This is a genomic window from Sporosarcina sp. A2, assembly GCF_050858885.1.
Lineage (GTDB): Bacteria > Bacillota > Bacilli > Bacillales_A > Planococcaceae > Sporosarcina.
The window spans coordinates 767,991-792,804 of record NZ_CP193898.1 but is presented as its reverse complement, the minus strand read 5'-3'; the positions used below and the strand labels follow the sequence as shown (position 1 = coordinate 792,804).

Annotated in this window: 25 protein-coding genes and 1 other annotated feature; all 25 genes read right to left on the bottom strand. The window is 42.2% G+C overall.

From position 1 onward, the window contains the following. Positions 1-27: 27 nt before the first annotated feature. The gene (gene pyrR / locus ACRPI0_RS03560) at positions 28-570 is read right to left on the bottom strand and encodes a bifunctional pyr operon transcriptional regulator/uracil phosphoribosyltransferase PyrR (protein ID WP_432354907.1); all 543 of its coding nucleotides are present in this window, start codon (positions 568-570) and stop codon (positions 28-30) included. Positions 571-826: 256 nt separating this feature from the next. Continuing rightward, on the bottom strand, positions 827-1,741 hold the full coding sequence (locus ACRPI0_RS03555; protein ID WP_432354906.1) for an RluA family pseudouridine synthase: 915 nt from the start codon (positions 1,739-1,741) through the stop codon (positions 827-829). Next, positions 1,741-2,220, bottom strand: a complete 480-nt coding sequence (lspA, locus tag ACRPI0_RS03550) for a signal peptidase II (RefSeq protein ID WP_432354905.1) — start codon at positions 2,218-2,220, stop codon at positions 1,741-1,743. Before lspA ends, ACRPI0_RS03555 begins: the two co-directional genes overlap by 1 nt. A gap of 133 nt (positions 2,221-2,353) precedes the next feature. After that, on the bottom strand, positions 2,354-5,110 hold the full coding sequence (gene ileS, locus ACRPI0_RS03545) for an isoleucine--tRNA ligase (RefSeq protein WP_432354903.1): 2,757 nt from the start codon (positions 5,108-5,110) through the stop codon (positions 2,354-2,356). A gap of 218 nt (positions 5,111-5,328) precedes the next feature. Continuing rightward, positions 5,329-5,545: a binding site (T-box leader), on the bottom strand. A gap of 52 nt (positions 5,546-5,597) precedes the next feature. Further along, positions 5,598-6,104 (bottom strand): DivIVA domain-containing protein, encoded by a 507-nt coding sequence (locus tag ACRPI0_RS03540; protein WP_432354901.1) that lies wholly within the window; start codon positions 6,102-6,104, stop codon positions 5,598-5,600. A gap of 86 nt (positions 6,105-6,190) precedes the next feature. Further along, the gene (locus tag ACRPI0_RS03535) at positions 6,191-6,967 is read right to left on the bottom strand and encodes an RNA-binding protein (RefSeq protein WP_432354900.1); all 777 of its coding nucleotides are present in this window, start codon (positions 6,965-6,967) and stop codon (positions 6,191-6,193) included. Positions 6,968-7,033: 66 nt separating this feature from the next. Next, positions 7,034-7,318: a YggT family protein gene (locus ACRPI0_RS03530; RefSeq protein ID WP_432354899.1), complete on the bottom strand. Its 285-nt coding sequence runs from the start codon at positions 7,316-7,318 to the stop codon at positions 7,034-7,036. 19 nt (positions 7,319-7,337) lie between these two features. Further along, the gene (locus ACRPI0_RS03525) at positions 7,338-7,814 is read right to left on the bottom strand and encodes a cell division protein SepF (protein WP_432354898.1); all 477 of its coding nucleotides are present in this window, start codon (positions 7,812-7,814) and stop codon (positions 7,338-7,340) included. Then, on the bottom strand, positions 7,811-8,545 hold the full coding sequence (locus ACRPI0_RS03520; RefSeq protein ID WP_432354897.1) for a YggS family pyridoxal phosphate-dependent enzyme: 735 nt from the start codon (positions 8,543-8,545) through the stop codon (positions 7,811-7,813). Before ACRPI0_RS03520 ends, ACRPI0_RS03525 begins: the two co-directional genes overlap by 4 nt. Positions 8,546-8,571: 26 nt before the next feature. Next, a complete protein-coding gene (locus tag ACRPI0_RS03515) occupies positions 8,572-8,817 on the bottom strand; it encodes a PRC-barrel domain-containing protein (RefSeq protein ID WP_432354896.1) in 246 nt (81 codons plus the stop codon). Between the two features lie 76 nt (positions 8,818-8,893). Then, on the bottom strand, positions 8,894-9,679 hold the full coding sequence (gene sigG, locus ACRPI0_RS03510; protein WP_432354895.1) for an RNA polymerase sporulation sigma factor SigG: 786 nt from the start codon (positions 9,677-9,679) through the stop codon (positions 8,894-8,896). Positions 9,680-9,772: 93 nt separating this feature from the next. After that, the gene (sigE, locus tag ACRPI0_RS03505; RefSeq protein WP_432354894.1) at positions 9,773-10,483 is read right to left on the bottom strand and encodes an RNA polymerase sporulation sigma factor SigE; all 711 of its coding nucleotides are present in this window, start codon (positions 10,481-10,483) and stop codon (positions 9,773-9,775) included. Further along, the gene (locus tag ACRPI0_RS03500; RefSeq protein ID WP_432354893.1) at positions 10,473-11,333 is read right to left on the bottom strand and encodes a sigma-E processing peptidase SpoIIGA; all 861 of its coding nucleotides are present in this window, start codon (positions 11,331-11,333) and stop codon (positions 10,473-10,475) included. Before ACRPI0_RS03500 ends, sigE begins: the two co-directional genes overlap by 11 nt. A gap of 152 nt (positions 11,334-11,485) precedes the next feature. Then, positions 11,486-12,661, bottom strand: a complete 1,176-nt coding sequence (gene ftsZ / locus ACRPI0_RS03495; RefSeq protein WP_432354892.1) for a cell division protein FtsZ — start codon at positions 12,659-12,661, stop codon at positions 11,486-11,488. Positions 12,662-12,702: 41 nt separating this feature from the next. Continuing rightward, positions 12,703-13,980 (bottom strand): cell division protein FtsA, encoded by a 1,278-nt coding sequence (gene ftsA / locus ACRPI0_RS03490; protein WP_432354891.1) that lies wholly within the window; start codon positions 13,978-13,980, stop codon positions 12,703-12,705. A gap of 91 nt (positions 13,981-14,071) precedes the next feature. Further along, complete coding sequence (locus ACRPI0_RS03485) at positions 14,072-14,443, bottom strand: small basic family protein (protein ID WP_432354890.1); 372 nt, start codon at positions 14,441-14,443, stop codon at positions 14,072-14,074. A gap of 2 nt (positions 14,444-14,445) precedes the next feature. Beyond that, complete coding sequence (locus ACRPI0_RS03480; RefSeq protein ID WP_432354889.1) at positions 14,446-15,159, bottom strand: DUF881 domain-containing protein; 714 nt, start codon at positions 15,157-15,159, stop codon at positions 14,446-14,448. Between the two features lie 29 nt (positions 15,160-15,188). Beyond that, a complete protein-coding gene (locus ACRPI0_RS03475; protein WP_432354888.1) occupies positions 15,189-15,914 on the bottom strand; it encodes a DUF881 domain-containing protein in 726 nt (241 codons plus the stop codon). Next, positions 15,895-16,722, bottom strand: a complete 828-nt coding sequence (locus ACRPI0_RS03470; RefSeq protein WP_432354887.1) for a cell division protein FtsQ/DivIB — start codon at positions 16,720-16,722, stop codon at positions 15,895-15,897. Before ACRPI0_RS03470 ends, ACRPI0_RS03475 begins: the two co-directional genes overlap by 20 nt. 25 nt (positions 16,723-16,747) lie before the next feature. After that, entirely contained in the window at positions 16,748-17,830 is a 1,083-nt protein-coding gene (gene ftsW, locus ACRPI0_RS03465; protein ID WP_432354886.1) for a putative lipid II flippase FtsW, read from the bottom strand. A 42-nt stretch (positions 17,831-17,872) separates the two neighbouring features. Further along, complete coding sequence (murD, locus tag ACRPI0_RS03460; protein WP_432354885.1) at positions 17,873-19,228, bottom strand: UDP-N-acetylmuramoyl-L-alanine--D-glutamate ligase; 1,356 nt, start codon at positions 19,226-19,228, stop codon at positions 17,873-17,875. Beyond that, positions 19,229-20,200 carry a phospho-N-acetylmuramoyl-pentapeptide-transferase gene (mraY, locus tag ACRPI0_RS03455; protein WP_432354884.1) on the bottom strand — a complete coding sequence of 324 codons (972 nt, stop codon included), beginning with the start codon at positions 20,198-20,200 and terminating at the stop codon, positions 19,229-19,231. A 56-nt stretch (positions 20,201-20,256) separates the two neighbouring features. Beyond that, positions 20,257-22,152 (bottom strand): stage V sporulation protein D, encoded by a 1,896-nt coding sequence (locus ACRPI0_RS03450; protein WP_432355875.1) that lies wholly within the window; start codon positions 22,150-22,152, stop codon positions 20,257-20,259. A 76-nt stretch (positions 22,153-22,228) separates the two neighbouring features. Then, positions 22,229-24,433, bottom strand: a complete 2,205-nt coding sequence (locus ACRPI0_RS03445; protein ID WP_432354883.1) for a penicillin-binding transpeptidase domain-containing protein — start codon at positions 24,431-24,433, stop codon at positions 22,229-22,231. Then, a complete protein-coding gene (gene ftsL / locus ACRPI0_RS03440) occupies positions 24,430-24,798 on the bottom strand; it encodes a cell division protein FtsL (RefSeq protein WP_432354882.1) in 369 nt (122 codons plus the stop codon). Before ftsL ends, ACRPI0_RS03445 begins: the two co-directional genes overlap by 4 nt. Positions 24,799-24,814 lie beyond the last annotated feature (16 nt).

Here is a 24,814-nt window from a genome sequence, read left to right as displayed (position 1 = left end):
ATTCGTGCGCCTCCAAGCGGTTCTTAATTAACGAGAGTGAATAGTTACGCTGTCTTCTCCGTCTGATTCAACTAAATTTACAACTACTTTTTCATCACTTGAAGTTGGAATGTTCTTTCCGACAAAATCAGGTCGGATCGGGAGTTCGCGATGACCGCGATCCACAAGGACTCCTAGTTGGATGGAAGATGGTCTTCCTAAGTCCATGACTGCATCCATGGCCGCTCGCACTGTACGGCCTGTGTACAATACATCATCTATAAGCACCACTCGCTCATCCGACAAACTGTAATTAATGTCGACTTGTTTAACTAGCGGCTCTTTGTTTTCGTATTTAAGCCCTAAATCATCACGGTATAAGGAAATATCAAGTTCCCCAATACGAATTGGCTTACCTTCGATCAGCTCGATTTTTTCTGCGAGTCGATTCGCAAGGAAAGCACCTCGTGTTTTGATGCCGACTAAAATACAATGATCGATACCTTTGTTACGTTCAATAATTTCATGTGCGATACGGGTGAGTGCACGGTTGATGGCACTTTCATCCAAGATATTCGCTTTTTCTGCCATGTCAAACGTCTCCTTTAAATTTAGTATGATTAACCTGTAGTTCACATGCAGCCAAACCTTAACGTTGGTTTTTACATACAAAAAACCTTCCGGCCGTCTTTCTGGCAGGAAGGTTTATGTGCGTAAATAGGATTCAGTAGTCTGCGCTCGCAAGCGTGACTCTGAACTACGTGCATCCTTCCCAACCTCTCTGGATTGGCGTTAAAGGTTCGCTATTAAGTTTCTACAACAAGCATACCGCTTGAATTGATGAACGTCAACCTTTTTCAGATTGTAACTCATTTAACAATTGTTTGAAATCTTCTGGTAGTGGTGTTGTGAATTCCATATATTCTTTCGTTACGGGATGTACAAATCCGAGAGTTCCTGCATGAAGAACTTGACCATCATACTCGATCGTCTTCTTAGGACCATACTTTGGATCTCCAGCAAGTGGATGTCCGATGTATTTCATATGCACACGAATTTGGTGTGTTCTGCCTGTTTCCAGACGACACTCGACCAATGTAAAGTCACCGAATCGCTCAAGTACTTTAAAATGTGTGACGGCGTGCTTTCCTTGGTTTTCGACAGACATACTTTGTCTGTCTTTTTGGTTTCTTCCTATAGGAGCATCGATTGTACCGTTGTCGTGAGGAATGTGACCATGCACGAGGGCTGTATAAACACGTGTCACAGACTTTTCCACTAACTGATTGACAAGGGAAGTGTGTGCGTTGTCATTTTTAGCAACCATCAACAAACCTGATGTGTCTTTATCAATTCTGTGGACAATACCCGGACGCATGATACCATTTATACCTGATAGGTCGTTGCAATGGAACATGAGTCCATTTACAAGTGTCCCTTTCGTATGACCTGGAGCTGGATGAACAACCATACCACTTGGCTTGTTTACAACGAGTACATCACTGTCTTCGTAGACAACGTCTAAGTTCAAATCTTCTGCAGGCATATCAAGTTCTTCCGGTTCTGGCTCATCCACGGTCAATGCATCCCCGTCTTTCACCTTGTAATTCGATTTCACTATATTTCCATTCACTAATACGACTCCGTCTTTTACCCATTGTTGAATGAGCGTACGTGACCATTCCGAATGTGCAGTAGCAAGCGCTTTGTCGATTCGCTCCCCTGCTAATTGTGCGTCAATTACAAATTGGAACTGTTCCATTATGCCACCTTATCCTTCTTGTTCTTTTTTTCATCTAAAAACAGATGAATGATTACGAGCACGACTCCGATTGTCAAAGAAGCATCTGCGACGTTGAATATTGGAAAGTCATAGTTGATAACTGGAATTAGAACACTAACAAAGTCTACTACTTCACCTCGTACCATTCTATCTAAAAAGTTCCCAACTGCGCCTCCAAGTAATAACATCAAGCTCCACGCAAACAATGGTTCGTTCTTTCCTTCTTTTTGAAAATAATAAACGATCCCGCCAACGACGACAATCGTAACAATTGCAAATAGCCACATTTGACCTTCAAGCATACCCCATGCCGCACCACGGTTCCGGTGTGACAGCAAGCCTAGATACGGTTCGATTAAAGGAATTCGTTCTCCGATTTCCATATTTACAGCAATCCACCATTTTGTCAGCTGATCGACCAAAATGACAATCGCTGCAATACCATAATAAATGAACAACCCGGTTCCCTCCGTCCTGCAGTGTCTTGTTTAGTTTATCATACCCTACTGTATCGCGTGCAAGTCTAATTACATCAAATGAAAAAAGACGCTGCAAAATCCGAGTAGACGGATCGCAGCGTCTCTTTAGTTCTTATGCATAATGGTGCGCAACAACATCTGCACAACGTTCGCATAACTCAGGATAATCAGTACTTGAACCGACTGTCTCTGAAATTGTCCAACAACGTTCACACTTCTCGCCGCTTGCTTTCTCAACAGCTACTTGACCAGTCGCTAGTGAAACGGCGTGTTCAGGCATCTCAGATGCTGCAACAGCACTAAATTTCGAAACGATAAAGAATTGAGCAAAGTCAATTGTTTCTGTCGCAAATAATGCGGCAAGATCGTCTCGTACAGCAACAGTTACGTGAGCTTCCAGTGATTTACCGATGACTTTATTGTTACGAGCTTCTTCTAATGCTTTCAAAACATCATCACGAACGAGCATTAACTGATCAAACTGAGAACGAAGTTCTGTCGCTTCAAACTCCTTTGCTTCAGGCATATCTGTAAGCTGGATACTTTCAGCTGTTTCATGCTCCAAGTAAGCCCACATTTCGTCTGCTGTATGTGGCAAAATCGGTGCAGCTAATTTCAATAGCGCGAGTAGCGTGTCATACATAACTGTTTGCATCGCACGGCGATGTGGATGATCAGCAGCTTCAATGTAGACAACATCTTTCGCGATATCTAGGTAGAACGAGCTCAATGTACCAGTACAGAATGAATTGATAGCATGGTAGACAGTCGCAAATTCATAATTGTTATAAGCTGTTCGTACATCACGGATCAAGTCTTGAAGCTTCACGTAAACGTACTGATCGACTGCACGCAAGTCTTCAAATGCAACCGTATCCGTACCCGGTGTAAAGTCAGATGTATTTCCGTGAAGGAAACGAACTGTATTACGGATTTTACGATATACCTCAGAAACTTGCTTGAAGTTTGAATCAGAAACTCGAACGTCTGCTGTGTAATCGACTGAAGATACCCACAGGCGAAGAATGTCCGCTCCGAATTGGTTCGTCACTTTCGATGGTAGGATAACGTTACCAATTGACTTACTCATCTTGCGACCTTCACCGTCTAGTGTGAAACCATGGCTTAACAAGCCTTTGTATGGTGCAATTCCATTAATCGCTACACTAGTCGTTAAGGATGAGTTAAACCAACCACGGTACTGGTCAGATCCTTCGAGATAGAGATCTGCTGGATATGAAAGATCATCGCGCTCTTCAAGGACACCCTGGTGGGTAGAACCTGAGTCAAACCAAACATCCATAATGTCCGTTTCTTTTGTAAACGCACCATTCGGGCTACCTTTATGCGTGAAATCTTTCGGTAGTAAATCTTTTGTATCCCACTCGAACCAAATATTAGAACCATGCTCTCGGAATAATACTGAAATATGGTCGATTGTTTCATCTGTGATAATCGGTTCACCGTCTTCTGCGTAGAACACAGGAATCGGAACACCCCATACGCGTTGACGTGAAATACACCAGTCTCCGCGGTCGCGGACCATATTATAAAGTCGAGTTTCTCCCCATGATGGCGTAAAGTCCGTTTTACGAATCGCTTCTAGAAGCTCATCTCGGAATGATTCAATTGATGCAAACCACTGTGCAGTAGCGCGGTAAATAACCGGCTTTTTCGTGCGCCAGTCATGCGGATACGAGTGCGTAAAGAACGAGAGCTTTTCAAGTGCCCCTACTTCTTTCAACTTCTCTGTAACAGCTTTGTTTGCATCTTCATAGAATAACCCTTCAAATAATGGTGCTTCTTCTGTCATCACACCACGATCGTTAATTGGAGACAAGACACCTAGGCCATATTGTTTCGCCACGTAGAAGTCGTCTTCACCGTGTCCTGGAGCTGTGTGAACACAACCAGTACCAGCGTCAGCAGTAACGTGTTCGCCAAGCATTACGAGTGATTCACGGTCATAAATCGGATGGCTCGCAGTGATTCGCTCAAGCTCACGTCCTTTGAATTCTCCAGCAGTCGTGTAATCTTCCCACCCGAGTTCAGTTGCTAGACCTTCAACTAAGTCTTTTGCGACTAAGAACTTCTTACCGTTTGCTTCTACAATTGTATAAACAAAGTCAGGGTGAACGGAAATTCCTAGGTTTGCTGGAATGGTCCAAGGAGTTGTTGTCCAGATTAGGATATTGACATCCTTATCCAATACGCCTTTACCGTCACGAACTGGGAAGCTGACATAGATGGAAGGTGACTTTTTGTCTTGGTATTCAATCTCTGCTTCAGCCAATGCTGTTTCAGACGAAGGTGACCAATAAACCGGCTTCAAACCTTTATAAATGTAGCCTTTTTTCGCCATCTCACCGAATACTTTGATTTGGCGGGACTCGAATTCAGGTTTAAGTGTAATGTATGGATTATCCCAATCGCCTCGAACACCTAGACGTTTGAATTGTGTGCGTTGGTTATCGATTTGCGTTAGCGCATATTCTTTACACATTTCACGGAACTCGGCGATGCTATGCTCTTTACGCTTCACACCTTTGTTCACAAGAGCCTGTTCAATCGGTAGACCGTGTGTGTCCCAACCTGGAACGTATGGTGCATGGAAGCCTGTCATGGACTTGTGACGCACGATGATATCTTTAAGCACCTTGTTGAGTGCGTGCCCCATGTGGAGGTCACCGTTTGCATAAGGAGGACCATCATGTAGGATGAATGTCGGTTTACCTTTTGTGCGTTCCAATACTTTTGCATACATGTTGTCTTTTTCCCACTGTTCTTGCAGTTGCGGTTCTTTTGTCGTTAAACCGCCTCTCATCGGAAAGTCAGTTTTCGGCATAAGTAACGTATCTTTATATTCCATTCCAATTCCTCCTTTGATATATCTTACTTGTTTAATGCAAATAGCTGATAGGTAGAATTACCGTTGATTGAAGCGGATGGCTCAGCGAAGGTTGAAGACCCCGCAGAATCGAAGCGACTAGGAGGCTGAAATCAAGCCCCTCGGAAAGCGTTCGCCCATAGCGCATGTCAACACCGTCAAAACTAGCCCATAAAACAACAAAAAATCCCCGTCCCTATAAAAGGGACGAGGACTGTGCTCGCGATACCACCCTAGTTGCAGTCGGAAGAATACCGACTACCTCTCGAACACCGTAACGGGGTGTGCTCCGGGATTACAGAACTGCAATCCGGCTCCAGAGTGATTTTCTTTTCCAACCTGTAATCGGGCTTCCACTGTCCCCAACTCGCTTTATACAGCCTACTTGGAACGTACTGTCTCTTTCAATGCCTGTCATTCAATATGAAACATATTATAGGGTCGAACTACTTATAAAGTCAAGTGACCTTTATTCGCGATCTGCAGCTGCTTCCAGTTGCTTTGTGTTCTGTTCGTAATCGAGAAGTGTATCCCAATCATCCATCTTCACTAAATCCAACTGTGCTTCGATCAACATACGGAATCGGTTACGGAACACTTTAGACTGCTTTTTCAAGTCTTCGATTTCAATTGAAATCTCACGTGAACGAGAAAGCGCCTCGTTGACAATGCGGTCTGCATTCTTTTCAGCTTCTTTAATGATGAGCTTAGACTCTTGAGTGGAGTTTCTGCGTACATCTTCAGCAGCTTCTTGTGCAACCATAATTGATTTCTGCAACGTTGACTCAATCGCATTAAAGTGTGCAACTTGGTCTTCTGTTTCTTTTAGTTTGCGTGTTAACTCTTTATTCTCTTCAAGCACGTTTTCGTAGTCTTTCATCAATTGCTCTAGGAATTCGTTTACTTCGTCTTCATCATATCCACGCCATCTGCTACCGAACGTTTTATTATGTATATCAATTGGTGTAAGCGCCATGCATGTCTCTCCCCTTTTGATGGTCTAATACGTCTTTTGTTGACTATAACAGAAAATAGACTTTTTCTAAAGTCTGTCCGCAAAAATCATTCCAACTTCCCAGTAACCAATCGAATCTTATCTTTTTTAGTCCTACCTTCAATAGCCATGATTTTAAAGCGGCCATGACCTCGTATGGAAAGTACATCAGATTCATTCAATTCAAATGAAGGCTGGTCGACGACGCGCCAATTCACTTTCACTTTTCCTCCATGAATGTAAGTTCCAGACTTTTGGCGAGCAATATTCAATAGTGATGCAAGAACAGTGTCAAGACGGAGTGAACTGATGATTTGCGTTTCTTCTATCCACAATTCTTCAAGCGCAATCCAGCTTCCACGTTCACTAAGCTCTGTTAGATGAATTTTCGCTTTTCCTGCCGCCGTGAAATTCGCAGTCAAGTACGTACTCAACTCAGTTACAGTTGCTAGTTGAACATCCTCATCTTTTAAACGGATATCACCGAACTTAGCACGATTTAATCCTAGTCCCATGAGTGCTCCAAGAACGGCTGGATGCTCAAGAGTCAAAAATTTGGATGCGTATCGGACATCAAAAACAGTGATTTGAAAATCAGCGCGGGTCGGTTCGTAATAGTCAGGATAAATAAGTACACGTTTTCGCTCGGCACCCTCAAATCCTCCGTCTCCAGAAGTAAGCAATCCACTCCCTTTAACTATCGAATCCACAATGAACCGTTGACGTGGATCTAGAAAGTCGGTCAACTTAGGAGAGTAAAGATCTTCTACCTCTCTCACCCAATCCATGGCAAGATCAATAAACGGCTGTTCTTCTTTTCTGAAATGCTGCAAGATTCCTTCCATCAATTTCGTCTCCTTATCAAAAAATCCCCACAGCGTGAGGATTGAATTAACTTATGAGAATTGTTATTAAAGCATACGTGATAGCCATATAAAGACTGGTGCTAGACCTTTTCCAATAAATTGCAAGGCGAATAATGCAACAATCGGTGAAATATCAATCATGCCAAGTGGTGGTATGAACTTCCGGAAGAACCCTAAATAGGGCTCTGCAATTTTCGCAATGATTTTTCCGAATTTCGTCTCTCTAGATGCGGGTACCCACGACATCAAAATATAGATGACGAGGAGAACCGAATAAATTGATAATGCATACGTTAATAAACGGTAGATTTGAAACAGTATTAAATCCATTACAGTTCGGACACCTCATTTAGTTTCTTTCATTCATATAGTCGGAGATCGACCCATTTACTTCCACGTTTTCCGGAACGCATAGGAAGATATCTGTACCAATTCGTTGAATATCTCCATTTAATGCATAAACCGATCCACTAAGAAAATCGACAATACGAATTCCTTGATCTCGGTCAATACGTTGCAAGTTTACAATGACTGCACGCTTGTTTGTTAAATGTTCGGAAATATCTTGTGCTTCAGCATAGACACGTGGCTCTACTAAGATAACCTTTGATGCTTTCTGGACGCTTTGCAAGCTTACAATGTTCCCGGCTGGCATAGGCTCCTTACGGTTCTGTTTAGGCAAGGGAGCATTTTTCATAGAAGATTGCTTGCTTTGTTTTCTCTCCGTCGGGATAGGGGCTTGCTGCTTGGTAGCTACTTCTTGAGATGCAGCCGCTTCTTCTTCATCAAGGTAAAACCATTTCTCGAATTTGTTTTTAATACTCATTCGTCTCCCTCGCTCTCCGAACCGACGAGTGCCGTCCCAATCCGAACATGGGTAGCGCCCTCTTCGATTGCAATGCTGTAATCATTAGACATACCCATTGACAATTTGGTAACTGGAGCGTGTTTCATGTTTTTTGACGCTAAATCATCACGGAGTTCTCGAAGACTTTTAAAAACATTTCTAATCTCTTCGCGATCTTCTGTTAAAGGGGCCATCGTCATAAGGCCAATCACTCTAATTTTATCATAGTCTTTCAATGCTTCTATGAATCCTTCTGTTTCAGACGGTTTTAATCCAGATTTCGAATCTTCACCGGAAACGTTAACTTGTACGAAACAATCCACCGGTTCCGCTGAACGCTTTTGAATCTCGTTGGCAATACTTATTCGATCCAATGAATGCAGATAATCGACACGTTCAATAATCTCTTTAACTTTTCGACTTTGTACATTTCCAATGAAATGCCAGACGGCTCCTTGGGGAATCGCTTGCTGCTTCGCAAGAAGTCCTTCAGGACGGTTTTCTCCCAGATGGACGATATCTGATTCCAAGACCTGTTGTGTACGCTCTGTAGACACTTGTTTAGTGACTGCAATCACTGTGACCTCTTGACGGTCCCTGCCCACACGTTCACATGCCTGGCATATTGTATCTTCAATTGTTTCGATACGTTGTTGTAATGGTGTCATTTCAATCACTACTTTTCTCGATACTTTGTTCCATTGTATCAAGCAGACACTTAGTTATCAATGATAAGTCACTCTTTTGGCAGTTTCTTTTGTATTAGTACGATATCTTTTCCAATCGTCACAACTTCTTCATAATTAAAATGCTTTTGATCTTTCACACGTGTTTCTAGAAAGAATGACCGTTCTGTATCGCCAATATGCAACGTATCAATCTTCCCTTTTGAAATATCGATCGCCGCATCTTGAATAAACCCTAGAAATTTCCCACGCTGCATGTCGATAACTTCTTTTTTTTGAAATTCAGAAAAGCGCATAGAACTCCTCCTTTACTACATTCTATGCAGAAGGGCATAAAAAAAACGCAATGCACTTAGCGCATTGCGTTCCTAATTAGTTACTTTGTTCCATCCCTTCACGTATCTGTGCAATCGCCTGTTTTTCAAGTCTTGAAATTTGAGCTTGAGAAATCCCGAGCTCCCTTGCAATTTCAGTCTGCGTCTGTCCAAGATAAAACCGTTTAGATAATATCAGTTGTTGACGGGTATCCAGTTCAGTCATCGTTTCTTTCATGGATACATATGTGGACCACCGTTCTTCCGAAACGGTTTTATCATGTAACTGATCCATCATATATACTGGATCTCCGCCCTCACCATTCATCGGTTCGTGCAAGGACATAGGATCTTGGATTGCATCGAGCGCAAAAAGGATATCTTCTTCGGGGATGTCTGTCATTTTTGAGAGATCCGATATTCTCGGTTCTTTTTGATGTTCATTAATAAATTCTTCTTTTGCACGAATTGCTTTGTAAGCAATATCTCTTAGCGAACGCGATACTCGAACAGAATGATGATCACGCAAGTGGCGCTTGATCTCTCCAACAATCATAGGTACTGCATATGTTGAAAAACGAACGTTATGCTTTAAATCGAAGTTATCAATTGATTTCAACAATCCCACACAACCTACTTGGAACAAATCATCTGCTTGCTCACCGCGATACGCAAAGCGCTGCACCAGACTCAACACAAGGCGTAAATTAGCCGTTACTAGCTCATCTCTAGCTGATTCATCACCACTTTGTAGACGGATGAATGTCTCTTTCATAACCCCACTCGACAGAAGCGGCAAGGTAGATGTGTCGATACCGCAAATTTCCACTCTTGTACGTACCATCTGAATTCCTCCGTATTCTGTAGATGACTGTACGGGATAGCTTATCCTTCAAGTGGAGTTCTATTCGGTTTTCGACATCACCAATTTCAACCATTACGCAATTGGATGATTCAATTGTTCACGAAGCTCTGAAATTATCTTCTTTTCTAAGCGTGAAATATACGATTGTGAAATGCCTAGCAGATCAGCAACTTCTTTTTGAGTCATTTCAACTTTGCCAGTCAATCCGAATCTGCATTCCATAATATGTCGTTCTCTATCACTTAACGTTGTTACAGCATCAATCATATGTTGTCGTTCGAGTTTCTTTTCGACATCATCTGTAATAATATCTTCATCCGTCCCTAAAATATCAGATAAGAGCAATTCGTTCCCGTCCGCATCCGAATTGAGCGGTTCATCAAAGGAAATTTCAGAACGTGTCCGATTCGTCTTTCGCAAGTGCATCAATATTTCATTCTCAATACAACGTGATGCATATGTTGCCAGCTTAATGTTCTTATCACTTTTAAATGTTTCAATAGCTTTAATAAGGCCAATTGCTCCAATGCTGATTAAGTCTTCAATATGTGTATTCGTGTTGTCGAAACGTCTAGCGATGTAGACAACCAGGCGTAAGTTTTTTTCAATCAGGCGATCTCTTGCCTGCTGATCACCCGCCATGTAAGCTGCAATTGTTTCTGCTTCTTCCTCACGAGTCAATGGTTTAGGCAAAGACTCGTGTCCACCAATATAGTACGTCCCATTTTTCTTCTTAAAGATTCCTGCTAAGACTGCTAACCACTTCTTCAATTCATGTAGCATGCAACATTCCCCTTTCCTGTTCCTTAGATTCCAAGGCAGAGACATGTAAAATAGCAGACGCATTGTGTGGATATCGTGCATCATCAGCTGTTAACACAATATAACCCTTCTCGAGAAAACGATTTCCTTCTAATTCCCATTCGTCAAACCTAATCCCTACTGCCCAATTAGCCCCTTCGACAGTTTGAACTCGAATTAAACGCAACTGCTTACGGAAGTTCGTTGGAAAGTGTGAAAGGTCTGGTAGAGCATTCCGGGAATCTCCAGATTGTCGTAGACATTCGAGCACTTCCTCTGGAATTACTGACTGCACTGCTCGAAGTGAAACGAAATGGACAGCGTCGTTCGATAATGGTTCAGTGCAATTATTCCCTGTATCAATAAATATAGTAAGTTCTATAGATGAGCCGAATATCTGTAATTTAGAGTGACCAGAAAACTCGGAAAACCTACTAATTTTTCGAACATCAAGCCACTTAGCTTTTACAATCTGTAGGCTTAAGTATGCGAGAATAGCGCAGAAAAGTAAGCGAAACTGAAAATCTTTCCCCCAGCTACTGAATGGGAGCGCTGACAACAGTCCTCCTGCTAAAAATGCACCAATCAAAACTAAACCCGCGGACGCTTTCCAAAGTCGTACTGAAAAACCGAATGCACAGCCTGTCATGAGTATAAAGGCAACCATTGAAGCGAGTAGGGACCCTGGAATTGTTACGGCAGGAATAGCTCCCACTAAGGCGGCCACCATCAATCGCTTTTTACTGATCTTTGCATTCCCGATCGCATTCGCAAATGACAGAACTGTATAATTGAAGATCATATTTATGCCGATCATGACTTCCCCATACATAGGCTGTCCTCCTTGTTTGCAAGATTACCACTTTATCTTTACGAGGTTTGTCAGTTCAAGGCATAGAGTTCAAAGAAAAGTTCGACAGATTATTCGATAGTGAAACAGAAAAAAACCTCCAGCATGAGATGCTGGAGGTTGTATAGTACGACTTATTTACGACGACGATTGCGAAGGAATGTAGGAATATCCAAACCATCGTCTTGTTGTGACTGTTGTTGGTTGCGAACTGGTTCTTGTTGAACCGGCTGCTGGTGTTGCTCTTCGTGACGAATCGGATTGTTTTGAGTCGGATTCGGTTGTTGAGCTTGAGTTTCACGCTGACGAACTCCACTAAAGGCCGCTGAGCGATTTCCTCTTACTTGAGTGATTTGCTCTTCAGTAAATCCAGTAGCAATTACTGTCACGATGATTTCGTCTTTCAAGTCATCATTGATAACTGAACCGAAAATCATATTTACATCTTCATCAGATGCGGAAGCAACAATATCAGCTGCTTCTTGTACTTCGAATAGACTTAAATTAGATCCACCCGTAATGTTCATCAACACACCTTTTGCTCCATCAATCGATGTTTCAAGCAATGGGCTGGAAATTGCTTTCTTAGCAGCTTCAGATGCACGATTTTCACCAGTGGACATCCCGATTCCCATTAGAGCTGAACCTTTGTTAGACATAATTGTTTTCACATCAGCAAAGTCCAAGTTAATGAGACCCGGCACAGCGATCAAGTCTGAAATACCTTGTACACCTTGACGAAGTACATTATCCGCTTCACGGAATGCTTCAAGCATTGGCGTGTTTTTATCCACAATTTCAAGTAACTTGTCATTCGGAATGACGATTAGCGTATCCACAGATTCTTTCATTGCTGTAATACCACCGATTGCCTGTGTCGAACGTTTGCGTCCTTCGAATGTGAATGGACGTGTCACAACACCAACAGTCAATGCACCAATATCTTTAGCGATCTGAGCAATAACTGGTGCGGCTCCCGTTCCTGTTCCGCCACCCATACCTGCTGTAACGAATACCATATCAGCACCACGAAGTGCTTCTTCTAACTGCTCACGACTTTCTTCAGCAGCTTTTTTCCCTACTTCAGGGTTAGCTCCTGCACCTAAACCGCGTGTTAACTTTCCACCAATTTGAAGTTTAACTTCAGCAAGAGATAAGTTAAGAGCTTGTGCATCTGTATTCACCGCAATGAACTCTACACCTTGTACACCGTGCTCAATCATTCTATTTACTGCGTTGTTCCCACCGCCACCAACACCGATTACTTTGATGACTGCGAGCGCTTCAATATTCGTATCAAACTCTAGCATCTCTTCTCCTCCTAATCATTCACCATCTAGTTTGGAACCTTTTACTCGAAAAAGCTATCGAAAAAGCGTTTTGTTTTACCAAGAATTGAATCTTTTGGTTGTTTAGGGTCTTGACTCTTTCTCGTAGCTGGTGCAGCAGCAGTTTCATCGTACGCTTGTCCCATTGGTTCTGAATGACCTTCACCAAAGAATACATCCTCCATGCTAGCATAGCGAATTAGTCCGACAGCAGTCGAGTACATTGGTTCACGAACACCAATATATTCAGGCGTATGAATGCGGACACGTGTATTGAGTACATGACGCGCTAATTGCAAAATACCATCCATTTTGGTTGTGCCACCCGTCAACACAACACCACCCGGTAGATCACGAATACCCATGTGATACAGCTCTTCAAGAACTAGTTCGAACAGTTCTTCAAGTCTCACTCCGATAATCTCCGATATGTATTTTTGGCTATATTGATCTTTGGTATCTGCACCAACGACTGGAACTTCAAATAGTTCATCATCAGAAGCGTCATCATAAAACGCATGTCCATACTGATGCTTAATTTTTCTAGCTTGTTCAGTAGTTGTTTTAAGAATAATTGAAAGGTCTTTTGTAATATGATCTCCGCCTACAGGTAGCACAGCTGTTGCCGCAAATCGATTATCCCAGAATAACGAAACCGTCGTAGAACCACCACCGATATCAATGAATGCCGTTCCATGATTCATTTCATCTTCTGTCAATGCAAACGTCCCCGAAGCGAGCGGTTGCAAGTAAATTTCACGAATAGATAATCCGGCGCGTTCTACACAACGAAGAATGTTGTGTACAAGTGTTTTAGACGTAGTTATCATTGTGCCATCCATTTCAAGACGGACACCGATCATGCCTCTTGGATCTTTTATTTCATCATAGTCATCCACAATAAATTGCTTAGGAATGATATTCACTATTTCTCGTTCAGGTGCAACAGACATTAATTGTGCTGACTCCATCACACGATCTAAATCGTCATCTGTAATTTCGCGGTTTACCGAGTTTACAGCGACAACCCCTTTTACATCCTGCAAAGTAACACCGTTTGAAGGTATACCAAGTACAACTTCTTTAATTTGTAACCCTGTCATCCGTTCTGCCTGCTCGACCGCTTTCCGGATAGATTGTACTGTTGCGTCGATGTCCACAATGGATCCTTTGCGAATACCGGCGGATTGAACATTACCGACCCCGATTACATGCAAGGATCCGCCATCCACCTCACCGATTAGGACTTTGATAGTGGAGGACCCGATGTCTAATGATACATACATATTTGACTGACTCATCTTTGGCACCTCCCATTGTGACTCTTCTTCCATTCTATTGTATTCTTCATGCCTTGTCTAAATATTTTCGCCATCCCCTCTCGAAATCCTTTCATTTTGAAGTATTTGTCGTAGAAACTTTACGATACTCTGACCATTTCGTTAATAATACCCGACGAATGACAGCTAGATTCTGGAATAACCGGACACCGAAAGCGAAAATAGCAGCCAAATATAAATCTACACCGAGGTGTACTCCGAGGAATGCAAGAGCTGCAGCTAATATAATATTGAAGAAGAATCCAGTGATAAATACTTGGTCATCGTAAACTCGTTGCAAGTGTGCACGAATTCCACCTAGTAACGTATCGAGTGCTGCCAATACGGCAATGGACAAATAATTACCGTATTCTTGAGGTATCTGGATATCCGATAGAAATCCTAGCGATACACCAAGTAATAACCCTAATATCGGTAACCACATCGTCAGCCCCCCTTAGGCAGTTCTTTCAGAAAGCGATTTTCAAATTGGTCCAGCCGGCCTGTAACTGTGACCTCAGCATCTGGCTCATGAATCTCTAAAACAAAATCGTCTAAGTAAAAGTCATCAAGTAATGATGATGACTGTAAAAAATTATATAATTTTTCACTAATACCCAAGTCTGCGGATAATATCTTTATTTGAAATGGTGGCAATGCCACAGGCAGTCCATTCACTGTCGTCTCTCCATTTATATCCCGAATTGCACTTAAAGCAGTGAGACGCTTACCATCGATTTCCATGTCAATATTTTTGAATCGATTTACGTCATTAACAAAACGTGTTAGAAGCTCAGGGCTTACTTCGTGCAAGGGTGTCCCTAATGCAATACTCTCTTCTGAAGGGACGACATCTATAACAATACCAGGCCCAGTTTGATCGGTCATGCCCGCCTTTTCATGCAGACTTTGAACCGTTTCAGCTAACGCCTTACCTGCACTTTCCCCTTCGGAAGCATTATACTTACTAAGCGTTATGTCCAACTCTCGAACTTCTGTCAATAATTCTGAATGGAGTTTCCGTTCTTTCGCTAACTCATTGCGGATCGCCCATAAGTCTCGTGTATCCCGCTCCGCCGGTTGCTGAACCGTATTATACTGAACTGCGACCATAAAACCGACAATGAGCAGAATGAAAGTAAACATCCACTTACGCTTCATAAACACTCATCCTCTCTCGTCGGATTCCATTATCCTTGCACATCATCTCGTAATGCAGGCATCAAAATTTCTTTGCGTTTCTCAATTTTTATCTGGATGTTATCTGACAGTAGACTATCGCTAACGCCACCTTTTAAAGTAAGCGATGAGTTCAGTGCATTTGAATCTCCTATGGCTTCAACTACAAAAGGAGCTGGATAGGTTTGTCCATCCACTGTAATTACAGGGCCTGTACATTTTATACTGGAATTAGCATTTAGTCGTTGTCCGTTAATAGAAAGTGCTTGCGCTCCCGCAATTTTCAGTTCATTGACGACTAACAATACTTGACTTTCATGCACAATATATTCGTTCGGGTTTTGTTGAGTCGGATCATAATCACCATCTGCCAGCTCCACCCGAACACCTTGCCCACTCGATGGTACGACTCCAAGCAATAATCGTAGTCCTCTAGCTTGTTTAACAAGTTTGTCATGATTTTCTTCAGAGTCACTGAGCAGTTGCTCCACTTCAACAATAGCTTTTTGCTTGGATAGGATTTCATCTGTAAGCTGTTTGTTACGCTCTTTTTGCTCAATCAAATCTTCCCTGTAACCTTCTTCCCTTGAATCTATTCCAGACCTCAGTTGTTGCGTTTCAGAGCCCGGTCCTAGTGTCCGGTAAGAAAATGAAAGCATGAACCCAAGTATTAAAAACACAAGCGCATATAAAATACGATTCGTTCGTTTTTTGCGATCATTCGTCTTCAGATTCACTAGTATCACCTTCTTCTTGGGTTCCGTCTTCTCGGGTAGCATCTTCTTTAGCTGTATCTTCTTGGTTACCGTATAGTTTGCTATATGGTGTGAAATACGTGCCAACTTCTACATCGATTACACCTTTTTCTGAACCCTCCAACTGATCCACGATTTCAGCATAATAGGACAATTTTTCTGCTAACGTCCCGAGCGAAGCATGAACTTCAAATCCATCATCCATATATAAAATGATTTGGTCTGAATCTGCATCTTCAGGCTCTTGAATCTCTGAAACAAGTTGGTATACGGAATCGTCGAGCTCAAGTAGCTGAGATGCTAACAATTTCCGCGTGTCGTCTTCTTCAAATCCATTGACGATTGGTATATCAACAACGGGTTCACTATCGGGAACAAATAAATCTCCGTTTTCAAGTATCAACGCGTATTGCCCTTTTTGGTCTATCCAGGCAATCGGGGTCCACTCTTGAATAGTGATGTCTACGTCTCGGAACCATTTGCGCGTAATAGAAGCTTGCTGAACCCCTTCTACATCTTGAAGACGTTCAGCTGCTTCAGTTGTATTGAATCCCCATAGTGAGTCTCCTGGAATGATCTGTGCTTGTTGCAGATAGAATTCTTTGTCATGCAAGACAGCTCCGTTCATTTTCACAACGTCGATTTTACTCGCCTGTGATTGAAAGTAAAGGAGGACGAGGAGGACCATTACAAAAGTAAGTAAAATGAAGATGAATTTCCGGTTCGTCTTTTTTCTTCGCTTTTTACGCATAGACGGAATTCGCTCTTCAATGTCGATAACCTTCTCCATTTCCTCCCCCTCCTTTTCACTCAATCTACTTCTGTTTAGAGAAATGTAAAATTGCTCCTACTGCGAGCCATGTCGTTAACATAGATGAGCCGCCATAACTGATGAACGGCAACGTTACACCAGTAACTGGTAACAATCCCGAGACGACACCAACATTCAAAAATGTTTGGAATAGTATGATAGACGCCATTCCAGATACTAACAGACATTCTCTCCAACCCGTGGTACGGATTGCAATGCCAAACGCGCCAATTAACAAACACACAAACAGTAGCAAAACGACTGTTGCTCCTATAAACCCTATCTCTTCGGCGATGATTGAGAAAATGAAATCGTTTTGTGGCTCTGGCAAGTACAAATACTTTTGTCTGCTATTGCCAAAACCATGGCCTAGGAGACCACCTGGAGCGATTGCAAACAATGACTGAATACCTTGGAAACCTTTACCGAGTGGATCACTCCACGGATCGATATATGATTTGATGCGCGCTAATCGATAAGGCGCTGCAATAATTAAAGCAGCGAACCCTCCAATTCCTGCAATACCTAAAATTGAAAAGAACGAAAGAGGATAACCCGCTATAAATAGCACAGCGAATGCCGAAACGATCATTATGACGGCTGAGCCCAAATCAGGTTGCATCATGATTAACGCAAATGGTAGTAATATGAGAGCGAAATGTCGCCAATCCCAAACTCTTCGTCCGGATTTTCTCTTCATACTCATAGCTAGTTTTCCAATCAATGCCACTTTGATGAACTCCGCAGGCTGCAAACTGATTGGCCCTAAAGCAATCCAACTCTGTGAACCGTTCCGTACTGCACCAATACCTGGTACAAGGACTGCTGCTAATAAAATAACAGAGGCAACATAGAAGAATGTCCAAAACTTTTCAGTAGAAAGAACAGGTGAACGCATCATCAAGTAGGCAACGGAAATGGAAACCCCTATGTAAATAAGTTGTTTCAATGCAAACGGGGCAGCGTCAGCATATCTGATTTCTCCCCAGTACGCGGCAGCTGAGTGTACGAAAAGTACACCAATTACCGTAAGCGATACAGCCGAAACCAAGAAAAGTAATCGATACTTAGATAGCAGTGGGTGCATCCTTTCGCTGTTAGATTTACAAAACTAAGAAATTCAGAACGATCAAGAGTTTAGCAGTTGAACAGCGTCTATGAACTCATCGCCTCTTGCTTCAAAGTTAGGGTATTGGTCCCAGCTTGCACAAGCTGGAGATAACAATATCGTATCTCCTTTAACAGAAACATTGTAAGCTTCCTGAACCGCCTCTTTGAGGGTCTCAGTCTCTTTAGTAATACTGACACCGCATGATTGAGCGAACTGGACAAGACGATCAGCTGTTTCACCAATTCCGATAACCGCTTTCACATTCGTCATGTGAGAGCGTAATTCTTCGAACGAATGTCCGCGATCCAAACCACCTGCAATTAAAATCGTTGGTGTTTCAAAAGAAGACAATGCACTTTTAGTCGCTAACGTATTCGTTGCTTTTGAATCATTATAAAACTTACGGCTCTCGTGTTCAGTGACAAATTGCATTCGGTGACGAACCCCTGTAAAGGAGCTAAGTACGCTTTCAATAGCGCTTCTCTCACAACCATAGAGCAATGCCGCTGCTGTCGCAGACAAGATATTCTCCAGATTGTGAGCACCTGGCAACGTGATTTTCTTTCTCGAAATGATTGGTTCACCTAACCAATAGATTGACACATCATCTGCGGAGATTCCTTCTACCGATCTTCCTTGCGTCGTAAATGGAACTAATGATGCTTGTGTATCGATAATGTAGCGTTGTATTTCTGGCTGATCCACATTATAAATTAGAAAGTCTGTAGGTGTTTGATTTTTCGTAATTTGAGCTTTTGCTTCAGCATACGCCTGCGCACTGCCGTGATAGTCTAAATGGGCTTCATACAAATTTGTCCAAATTGCAATGTGGGGTCTGAACTGCCCAACTCCCATGAGTTGAAACGATGACGCCTCCAAAACAATTACGTCGTCTGAAGTAGCTTCAGACGCTACTGTACTTGCAACAGTCCCTATATTACCCGCAATTAAAGGATTACGATTGCCAATACTAAGCATGTGATAGAGCAATGTTGTAGTAGTCGTTTTTCCATTAGATCCTGTAATACCAATTATTGGAGCTTCGCTAATTAAATACGCCAGCTCGATTTCCGTCCAAATCGGGATTTCTAACTGTTCAGCTTGTAGAATCACTGAATTACTGTAAGGTATTCCTGGATTTTTAATAATGAAGTCAAATCCACCATCCAAAATATTCTCTGGATGACCTCCACAAATCACAGTTACCCCTTTCGTACGTAGCTCTTCAGCGAGGGGATTGCCGTTTTCAGGCGCATAATCATTTAACGTAACGCTAGCTCCACAATCAGAGAGAAGCGATGCCGCAGCATGACCGCTTTTTGCTAAACCGAGAACGAGTACTTTTTTTCCTATGAACTGAGCTGCATGTTGCATTTACATCACCTCCATTAGTACAGGTACAATTGCTGCAAGGAATGCGATTCCCCAAAAGACAAGTACCACTTTCCATTCAGACCATCCAGAAAGTTCAAAATGGTGATGAATTGGACTCATCTTGAATACCCGTTTTCCAGTAGTTTTAAAACTAATCACTTGAATAATTACAGAAAGTGTTTCAATTACATACACTATCCCGATAATAAGTAGTAGGAATTCCTGCTTGATGAGCATGGAGATCATTGCTAATGCTCCACCGAGCGCAAGTGACCCCGTATCACCCATAAAAACACTTGCAGGTTTCATATTGAATAAGAGGAACCCTAACATTGCTCCAGATACTACAAATGCAAACATTGCGATGTCCTGCTGACCATATGCAACTGCTAAAATACCAAATGCCGTAAAAGCAATTGAAGATGTCCCTGAAACAAGGCCATCCAACCCATCAGTTAAATTCACAGCGTTTGAGAATCCAACAAGCCAAAAAATAAGGAATACAACGTAGAATATTCCTAAATCGAGTTCAAATCCGGTAAAGGGTATTGAAACTACTGTATCGAATGGCCCTAATTTTAAAAGGAAAAACGCAAAGATCGCGATAATAATTTGACCTATGAGCTTTTGCAACGATGTTAATCCTAAATTACGTTTCATCACCACAATGATGAAATCGTCAATGAATCCAATTACTCCAAATCCAACTAGAACGAGTAATAAGACGATTGTCTGAGTGGTGAGCACGCCATTTATGTAAGATAGAATAGGCGTTGCGATTAAAATTGCAACCAGAAAGATGAGTCCACCCATTGTCGGTGTTCCTGCTTTTTTCAAATGGGCTTGCGGCCCCTCTTCCCGGATGCTTTGACCAAACTTCATTCTTCTGAGCAACGGAATAATTGCATAGCCCAGTATAGCGGTTAAACCGAATGTTACGGCAATTGCCGTGATTGTTGTGACGAGCGTCATTTATAGTTCTCCTTCTGTATTCCCAAACAAGTTATTGGTTCATGTAAGTCTTGCCATTAATCCGTGTACACATGAAGAACATCTTCTTCATGTACTTCTGTACCTGGAACAGGTAATTGTTTATCGATCTTCTTCCCATTTCCATGCCACTCGATACGGAGTGTATGTTGCTGTTTTACTACTTCGTCTTTCGTCAATCCTCGAAGATCAGGTACGAGCTGTGTCAATGGATCTCCCCAGCGATATTCCTTTTCAATTTGACCCTTTTGTGATTTAATCCCTGCTAACGGTGCGATTTCTTCAATAATCCTTCCGACAATGGGTGCTGCAATAACCCCACCAAACTGAACAGAGTTTTTCGGGCTATCGATTGCTACATAGACGACTAGTTCAGGATCATTCGAAGGTGCGATCCCTATGAATGAGACGATGTAGTCCCCTTCTTTATACTTTCCATCTTCTACTTTTTGTGCAGTACCCGTTTTTCCACCGACACGGATTTCGTCGACGAATGCATTACGTCCTGAACCATTTGCAACAACTGACTCAAGGGCTCTTCGGACTTCTGCAGACGTTTCTTCACTAATGACACGTCGTTTCATTTCAGGTACAAATGATTGAGTCGCTTTACCATCCGGACCAATAATTTCTTTCACGATATATGGTTTGTACAGCATCCCACCGTTAATAGTTGCAGAGACAGCTTGCACTTGTTGAATAGGAGTAACTGCTATTCCCTGACCAAATGCAGTGGTTGCTTGTTCGACTGGGCCGAATGCGTCTTCAGCAAACAAAATACCTCTTGCTTCACCTGCAATACCCGAGTCTGTCGATTCACCAAATCCGAAATCACGTATATAAGAAGAAAGTTTTTTCTCTCCTAAACGTTGCCCCATTTCGATGAAACCAGGGTTACATGAGTTTTCAACAACTTCCAAAAATGACTGATGACCATGCCCTTCACGTTTCCAACAACGTAAGCGAGCGCCACCTACCATAGTATACCCTGGATCATGGAAGGTTTCATTGTCCAAGTCTATGAGTTTTTCTTCCAGCGCTGCTGCAAGTGTCACAATCTTAAAAGTAGAACCCGGTTCAAATGTCATCCAAACTGGTAAGTTGCGGTTATAGATGTTCGGGTTTACGTCCTGATAATTGGAAGGATCGAATGTCGGCGCTGATGCTAAGGAAAGAAGTTCTCCTGTCTTTGGATTCATAACAATCGCAAGCGCTTGACTGGCATCATACTTTTCCATTGCTTGTGCTAATTCGCGTTCAACTACTTTTTGCATTTCAGCATCTATCGTCAATACAACTGACGACCCTTCTTCCCCATCTTGAAAATCATCATCGACATGAGGAAGCGGTACACCTCTAGCATCTGTATACATCCTAATTGTGTCCCCGGTTCCATTGAGGAAATCGTTATAGGCATATTCAATTCCAGCAAGGCCATTCCCATCATATCCAGTGAATCCTAATAGCCTTGAGAGCAGTTCACCATTTGGGTAACTACGCATAAAGTCAACGCCTGTATAGAGTCCAGGTATCTTTAGAGCTGAAATCTCGTCAGCTTGTGCCTTCGAAATGTTTTTTCCTTCAGGCGCTAATTTGACCATATATTCTTTCTTACTCATCTTCTCAGCTAACTTCGTCTGATCAACTTGTAAAATAGGTGAAATTTTCGAAGCCGCACTTTGAGGATCTGGGTTTTGAGATGGCATGAAGTACAACGTAGGTGCAAGTTTGTTTCCAACAATCAACTTTCCATTGCGGTCTACAATTTCTCCTCTAACGCCTCCAAACGGAATTTCACGATCCCAGTTCGCTTGTGCCCGCTCTTTAAGCCATTCATGTTTGATAATTTGCGCGTGAAAAAGTTTCCCTACTGTGGCACCGATTAGTACTAGAAAAATAATGAATACGGCTCGCAATCTTTTTTTAGATTGCATTCCGATTATTTCTTTCAAAGAGCTTCACACCTCTCGTTTTACTGCTAATTTATGAGAGTGTGTGCTCCTCTATTCATCATCCTCCGATTATTTCAGGTTCTTCTTCAGTTTCCGGAGTAGGTTGGTTAAGTTGTTCAGGTTCTTCCAGCGTAATTACAATTGGGTCGTTTGCAGATACGTTGGCACCTGCTGACAGACTTTGCTTCACAACGAAGCCTTCACCATTTAACCTAATGTCTAGACCAGAGAAATTCTTAAACACCATCACTTGTTTTTTTGACCATCCTGTAAAGTCAGGCAAAGTCGTTTGACCAGAAGTTTTCAAAAGGACAATCGAGCCTTTAGATACTTTGGTCTTCACAGCTGGTGATTGTTGAACAATTTCTCCAGGTTCTCCGACAACAACTGGTTTCAATCCTTGTTCAGTCAGGTTTGCCACAATTTCTTCCGAAGAACTACCTGTGTACGCCTTCAATTTCATAGATTCTTTCGTTTCACTATTCTCAGGAGCAATGTTCAAGTACTTCAAGCTACTCTCCATAATGGATGTAAATATCTCGGAAGTCGGGTCGGATCCGTACTGTCCCGCTTGTAAGTTTGGCTTTTGAACAAGCACATAAGTTAACAGTTGCGGGTCGTCAATTGGGGCCATTCCTAAAAACGAATACAAATAGTTTCCGTCTCCGGCAATATAACCACTTCCCGATGTTTTAGGGATTTGCGCAGTACCCGTTTTACCACCTGCTTCATATCCGTTCAATGCAAACTTCTTACCCGTACCATGTTCAGATGTAATAGTAGAAGCTAGAATCTCACGGACCTTCTTTGCAGTTTCCTCTGAAATAGGGCTTTTCTTTTCTACAGGCTCATGTTTCTCTAACACTTTTTCTGTATTCGGATCAATGATTTGGTTAATGACATAAGGTTTCATCATCTTCCCATCGTTTGCTATAGATGTTGCTGCTTGAATCATTTGAATCGGAGTTACTGTGGATCCCTGTCCATAAGACGTCGTCAGTCGTTCACTTGGATAGTTTGCGAGAATAATCCCAGACGCTTCGTTCGGCAAATCAATTCCGACTTTCTTCCCGAAACCGAATTCGTCAAAGTATTCAACAAGTGTTTGATCTCCTAAGCGTTCCAACAAATAAGCCATAGATACGTTGGATGAACGTTGGAATCCTTCTAGGAATGTAATCATTCCCCATCCTACTTTGTTAACATCACGAATCGTTTTGTCATAGATTTCATACTGACCTGACTTGTAGTATGCATTCGGATCCCATTTATTTTCTTGAATAGCTGCAGCTAGAGTGAACATTTTCATGGTGGATCCAGGTTCGAATGTTTCTTCCACTGCCTCGTTCAACCAATTTCCTGTCAAGCCTTCACGCGTTCCAGGATGGAATGATGGCCGCTGACTCATTGAAAGAATCTCACCAGTTTTAGGGTTCACAACAATTGCCAACATTTTTTCCGGCTTATACTTTTCTTCTGCACGATTCAACGCGTCTTCAGTGAAATTCTCAATTGTCTTATCCAATGTTAGCTGGATTGTATTCCCGTCCTTCGGTGCTTGAATATTCTTTTTAGTATCCCTTAGTTGAATGCCCCAACGATCTGTTTTGAAGTCCGCTTTGCCATCAGTTCCTGTAAGTTGCTTGTTATAGGTTTTTTCAAGCCCCATCTTTCCAACGGTTTTCACCGATTCGCCTTCTGCCTTTTCTGGCATGGCAAACCCAACTAGATACGAAGCGAAATTCCCATTCGGATAAAGTCGCTTTTTATCCTCAAAGAATCGGATTCCTGGTAATTCTTCTTTCTTAATAGCATCTGCTACTTCGTTTGAAATCGAACGGCCAGCCTTTCCAAATTCAACTTGGTAGGCTGTCTTGGGCGCATCTTCAAATCGTTTTTGAATCTCACTTTTATCCATATTTATATATTGACTCAGCACTTCTGCAGTATGTTCAAAATCAGTGACGTGTTGAGGCTTCTTGGAACCGTTACTCGCCTCTTTGCTCAGTACGGCAATTAATCGATAACTTAATGTGTCTGTTGCAATGACTTCTCCGGAACGGTCAACAATCTGTCCCCGATTCGCTCGCAGTACACTTTCTTTCAAATACTTCTTGTCTGCCATAGCAGCAAGAGGTCGTCCGTCAATTTGTCCTGTTATTTGTATTTGCAACATTCTTCCGAACAAAAGGAAAAAGAGCCCTCCAAATAACAATAGCATTAGAAAGGCTCCACCTTGAAATCGAAATTTCTTTTTCTTCATCGTCCAGGCACGACCTTTACGTTACTTTCATTTAGATTCAAGCCAAGTGCTTTTGCTTTCTCCCAAATACGTTCATACGTCGATTTCTCACTAACTTGATTGGACAATTCGATATTCTGTTTTGATGTTTCCTCAATTTTGTTTGAAATGTAATACATATCTTTGTTAGTGTCATTGATTTGTGCTTGTGTGTGAAGTACCGATGTCGAAAACATGACAACCGCTGCAATGAATACAACAGCTAGAAATTTTTCTCCTGGCGAGAAAAACTTCCGAGATTTCGGAGCAGGTATCGATGCAGGATTCGCTTGAGTTTCCTGTTCCGGTATGTAATGCGGTTGGAGTTTACGTTGCTCTAAAGCCATTTTTCCTCATCCCCTT

Coding starts and splice junctions, on each gene's coding strand:
- pyrR (WP_432354907.1), bottom strand. CDS start 570: ATGGCAGAAAAAGCGAATATCTTGGATGAAAGTGCCATCAACCGTGCA.
- ACRPI0_RS03555 (WP_432354906.1), bottom strand. CDS start 1,741: ATGGAACAGTTCCAATTTGTAATTGACGCACAATTAGCAGGGGAGCGA.
- ileS (WP_432354903.1), bottom strand. CDS start 5,110: ATGGAATATAAAGATACGTTACTTATGCCGAAAACTGACTTTCCGATG.
- ACRPI0_RS03540 (WP_432354901.1), bottom strand. CDS start 6,104: ATGGCGCTTACACCAATTGATATACATAATAAAACGTTCGGTAGCAGA.
- ACRPI0_RS03535 (WP_432354900.1), bottom strand. CDS start 6,967: ATGGAAGGAATCTTGCAGCATTTCAGAAAAGAAGAACAGCCGTTTATT.
- ACRPI0_RS03530 (WP_432354899.1), bottom strand. CDS start 7,318: ATGGATTTAATACTGTTTCAAATCTACCGTTTATTAACGTATGCATTA.
- ACRPI0_RS03525 (WP_432354898.1), bottom strand. CDS start 7,814: ATGAGTATTAAAAACAAATTCGAGAAATGGTTTTACCTTGATGAAGAA.
- ACRPI0_RS03515 (WP_432354896.1), bottom strand. CDS start 8,817: ATGCGCTTTTCTGAATTTCAAAAAAAAGAAGTTATCGACATGCAGCGT.
- sigG (WP_432354895.1), bottom strand. CDS start 9,679: ATGGTACGTACAAGAGTGGAAATTTGCGGTATCGACACATCTACCTTG.
- sigE (WP_432354894.1), bottom strand. CDS start 10,483: ATGCTACATGAATTGAAGAAGTGGTTAGCAGTCTTAGCAGGAATCTTT.
- ACRPI0_RS03500 (WP_432354893.1), bottom strand. CDS start 11,333: ATGTATGGGGAAGTCATGATCGGCATAAATATGATCTTCAATTATACA.
- ftsZ (WP_432354892.1), bottom strand. CDS start 12,661: ATGCTAGAGTTTGATACGAATATTGAAGCGCTCGCAGTCATCAAAGTA.
- ftsA (WP_432354891.1), bottom strand. CDS start 13,980: ATGAGTCAGTCAAATATGTATGTATCATTAGACATCGGGTCCTCCACT.
- ACRPI0_RS03485 (WP_432354890.1), bottom strand. CDS start 14,443: ATGTGGTTACCGATATTAGGGTTATTACTTGGTGTATCGCTAGGATTT.
- ACRPI0_RS03480 (WP_432354889.1), bottom strand. CDS start 15,159: ATGAAGCGTAAGTGGATGTTTACTTTCATTCTGCTCATTGTCGGTTTT.
- ACRPI0_RS03470 (WP_432354887.1), bottom strand. CDS start 16,722: ATGGAGAAGGTTATCGACATTGAAGAGCGAATTCCGTCTATGCGTAAA.
- ftsW (WP_432354886.1), bottom strand. CDS start 17,830: ATGCACCCACTGCTATCTAAGTATCGATTACTTTTCTTGGTTTCGGCT.
- murD (WP_432354885.1), bottom strand. CDS start 19,228: ATGCAACATGCAGCTCAGTTCATAGGAAAAAAAGTACTCGTTCTCGGT.
- mraY (WP_432354884.1), bottom strand. CDS start 20,200: ATGACGCTCGTCACAACAATCACGGCAATTGCCGTAACATTCGGTTTA.
- ACRPI0_RS03450 (WP_432355875.1), bottom strand. CDS start 22,152: ATGCAATCTAAAAAAAGATTGCGAGCCGTATTCATTATTTTTCTAGTA.
- ACRPI0_RS03445 (WP_432354883.1), bottom strand. CDS start 24,433: ATGAAGAAAAAGAAATTTCGATTTCAAGGTGGAGCCTTTCTAATGCTA.
- ftsL (WP_432354882.1), bottom strand. CDS start 24,798: ATGGCTTTAGAGCAACGTAAACTCCAACCGCATTACATACCGGAACAG.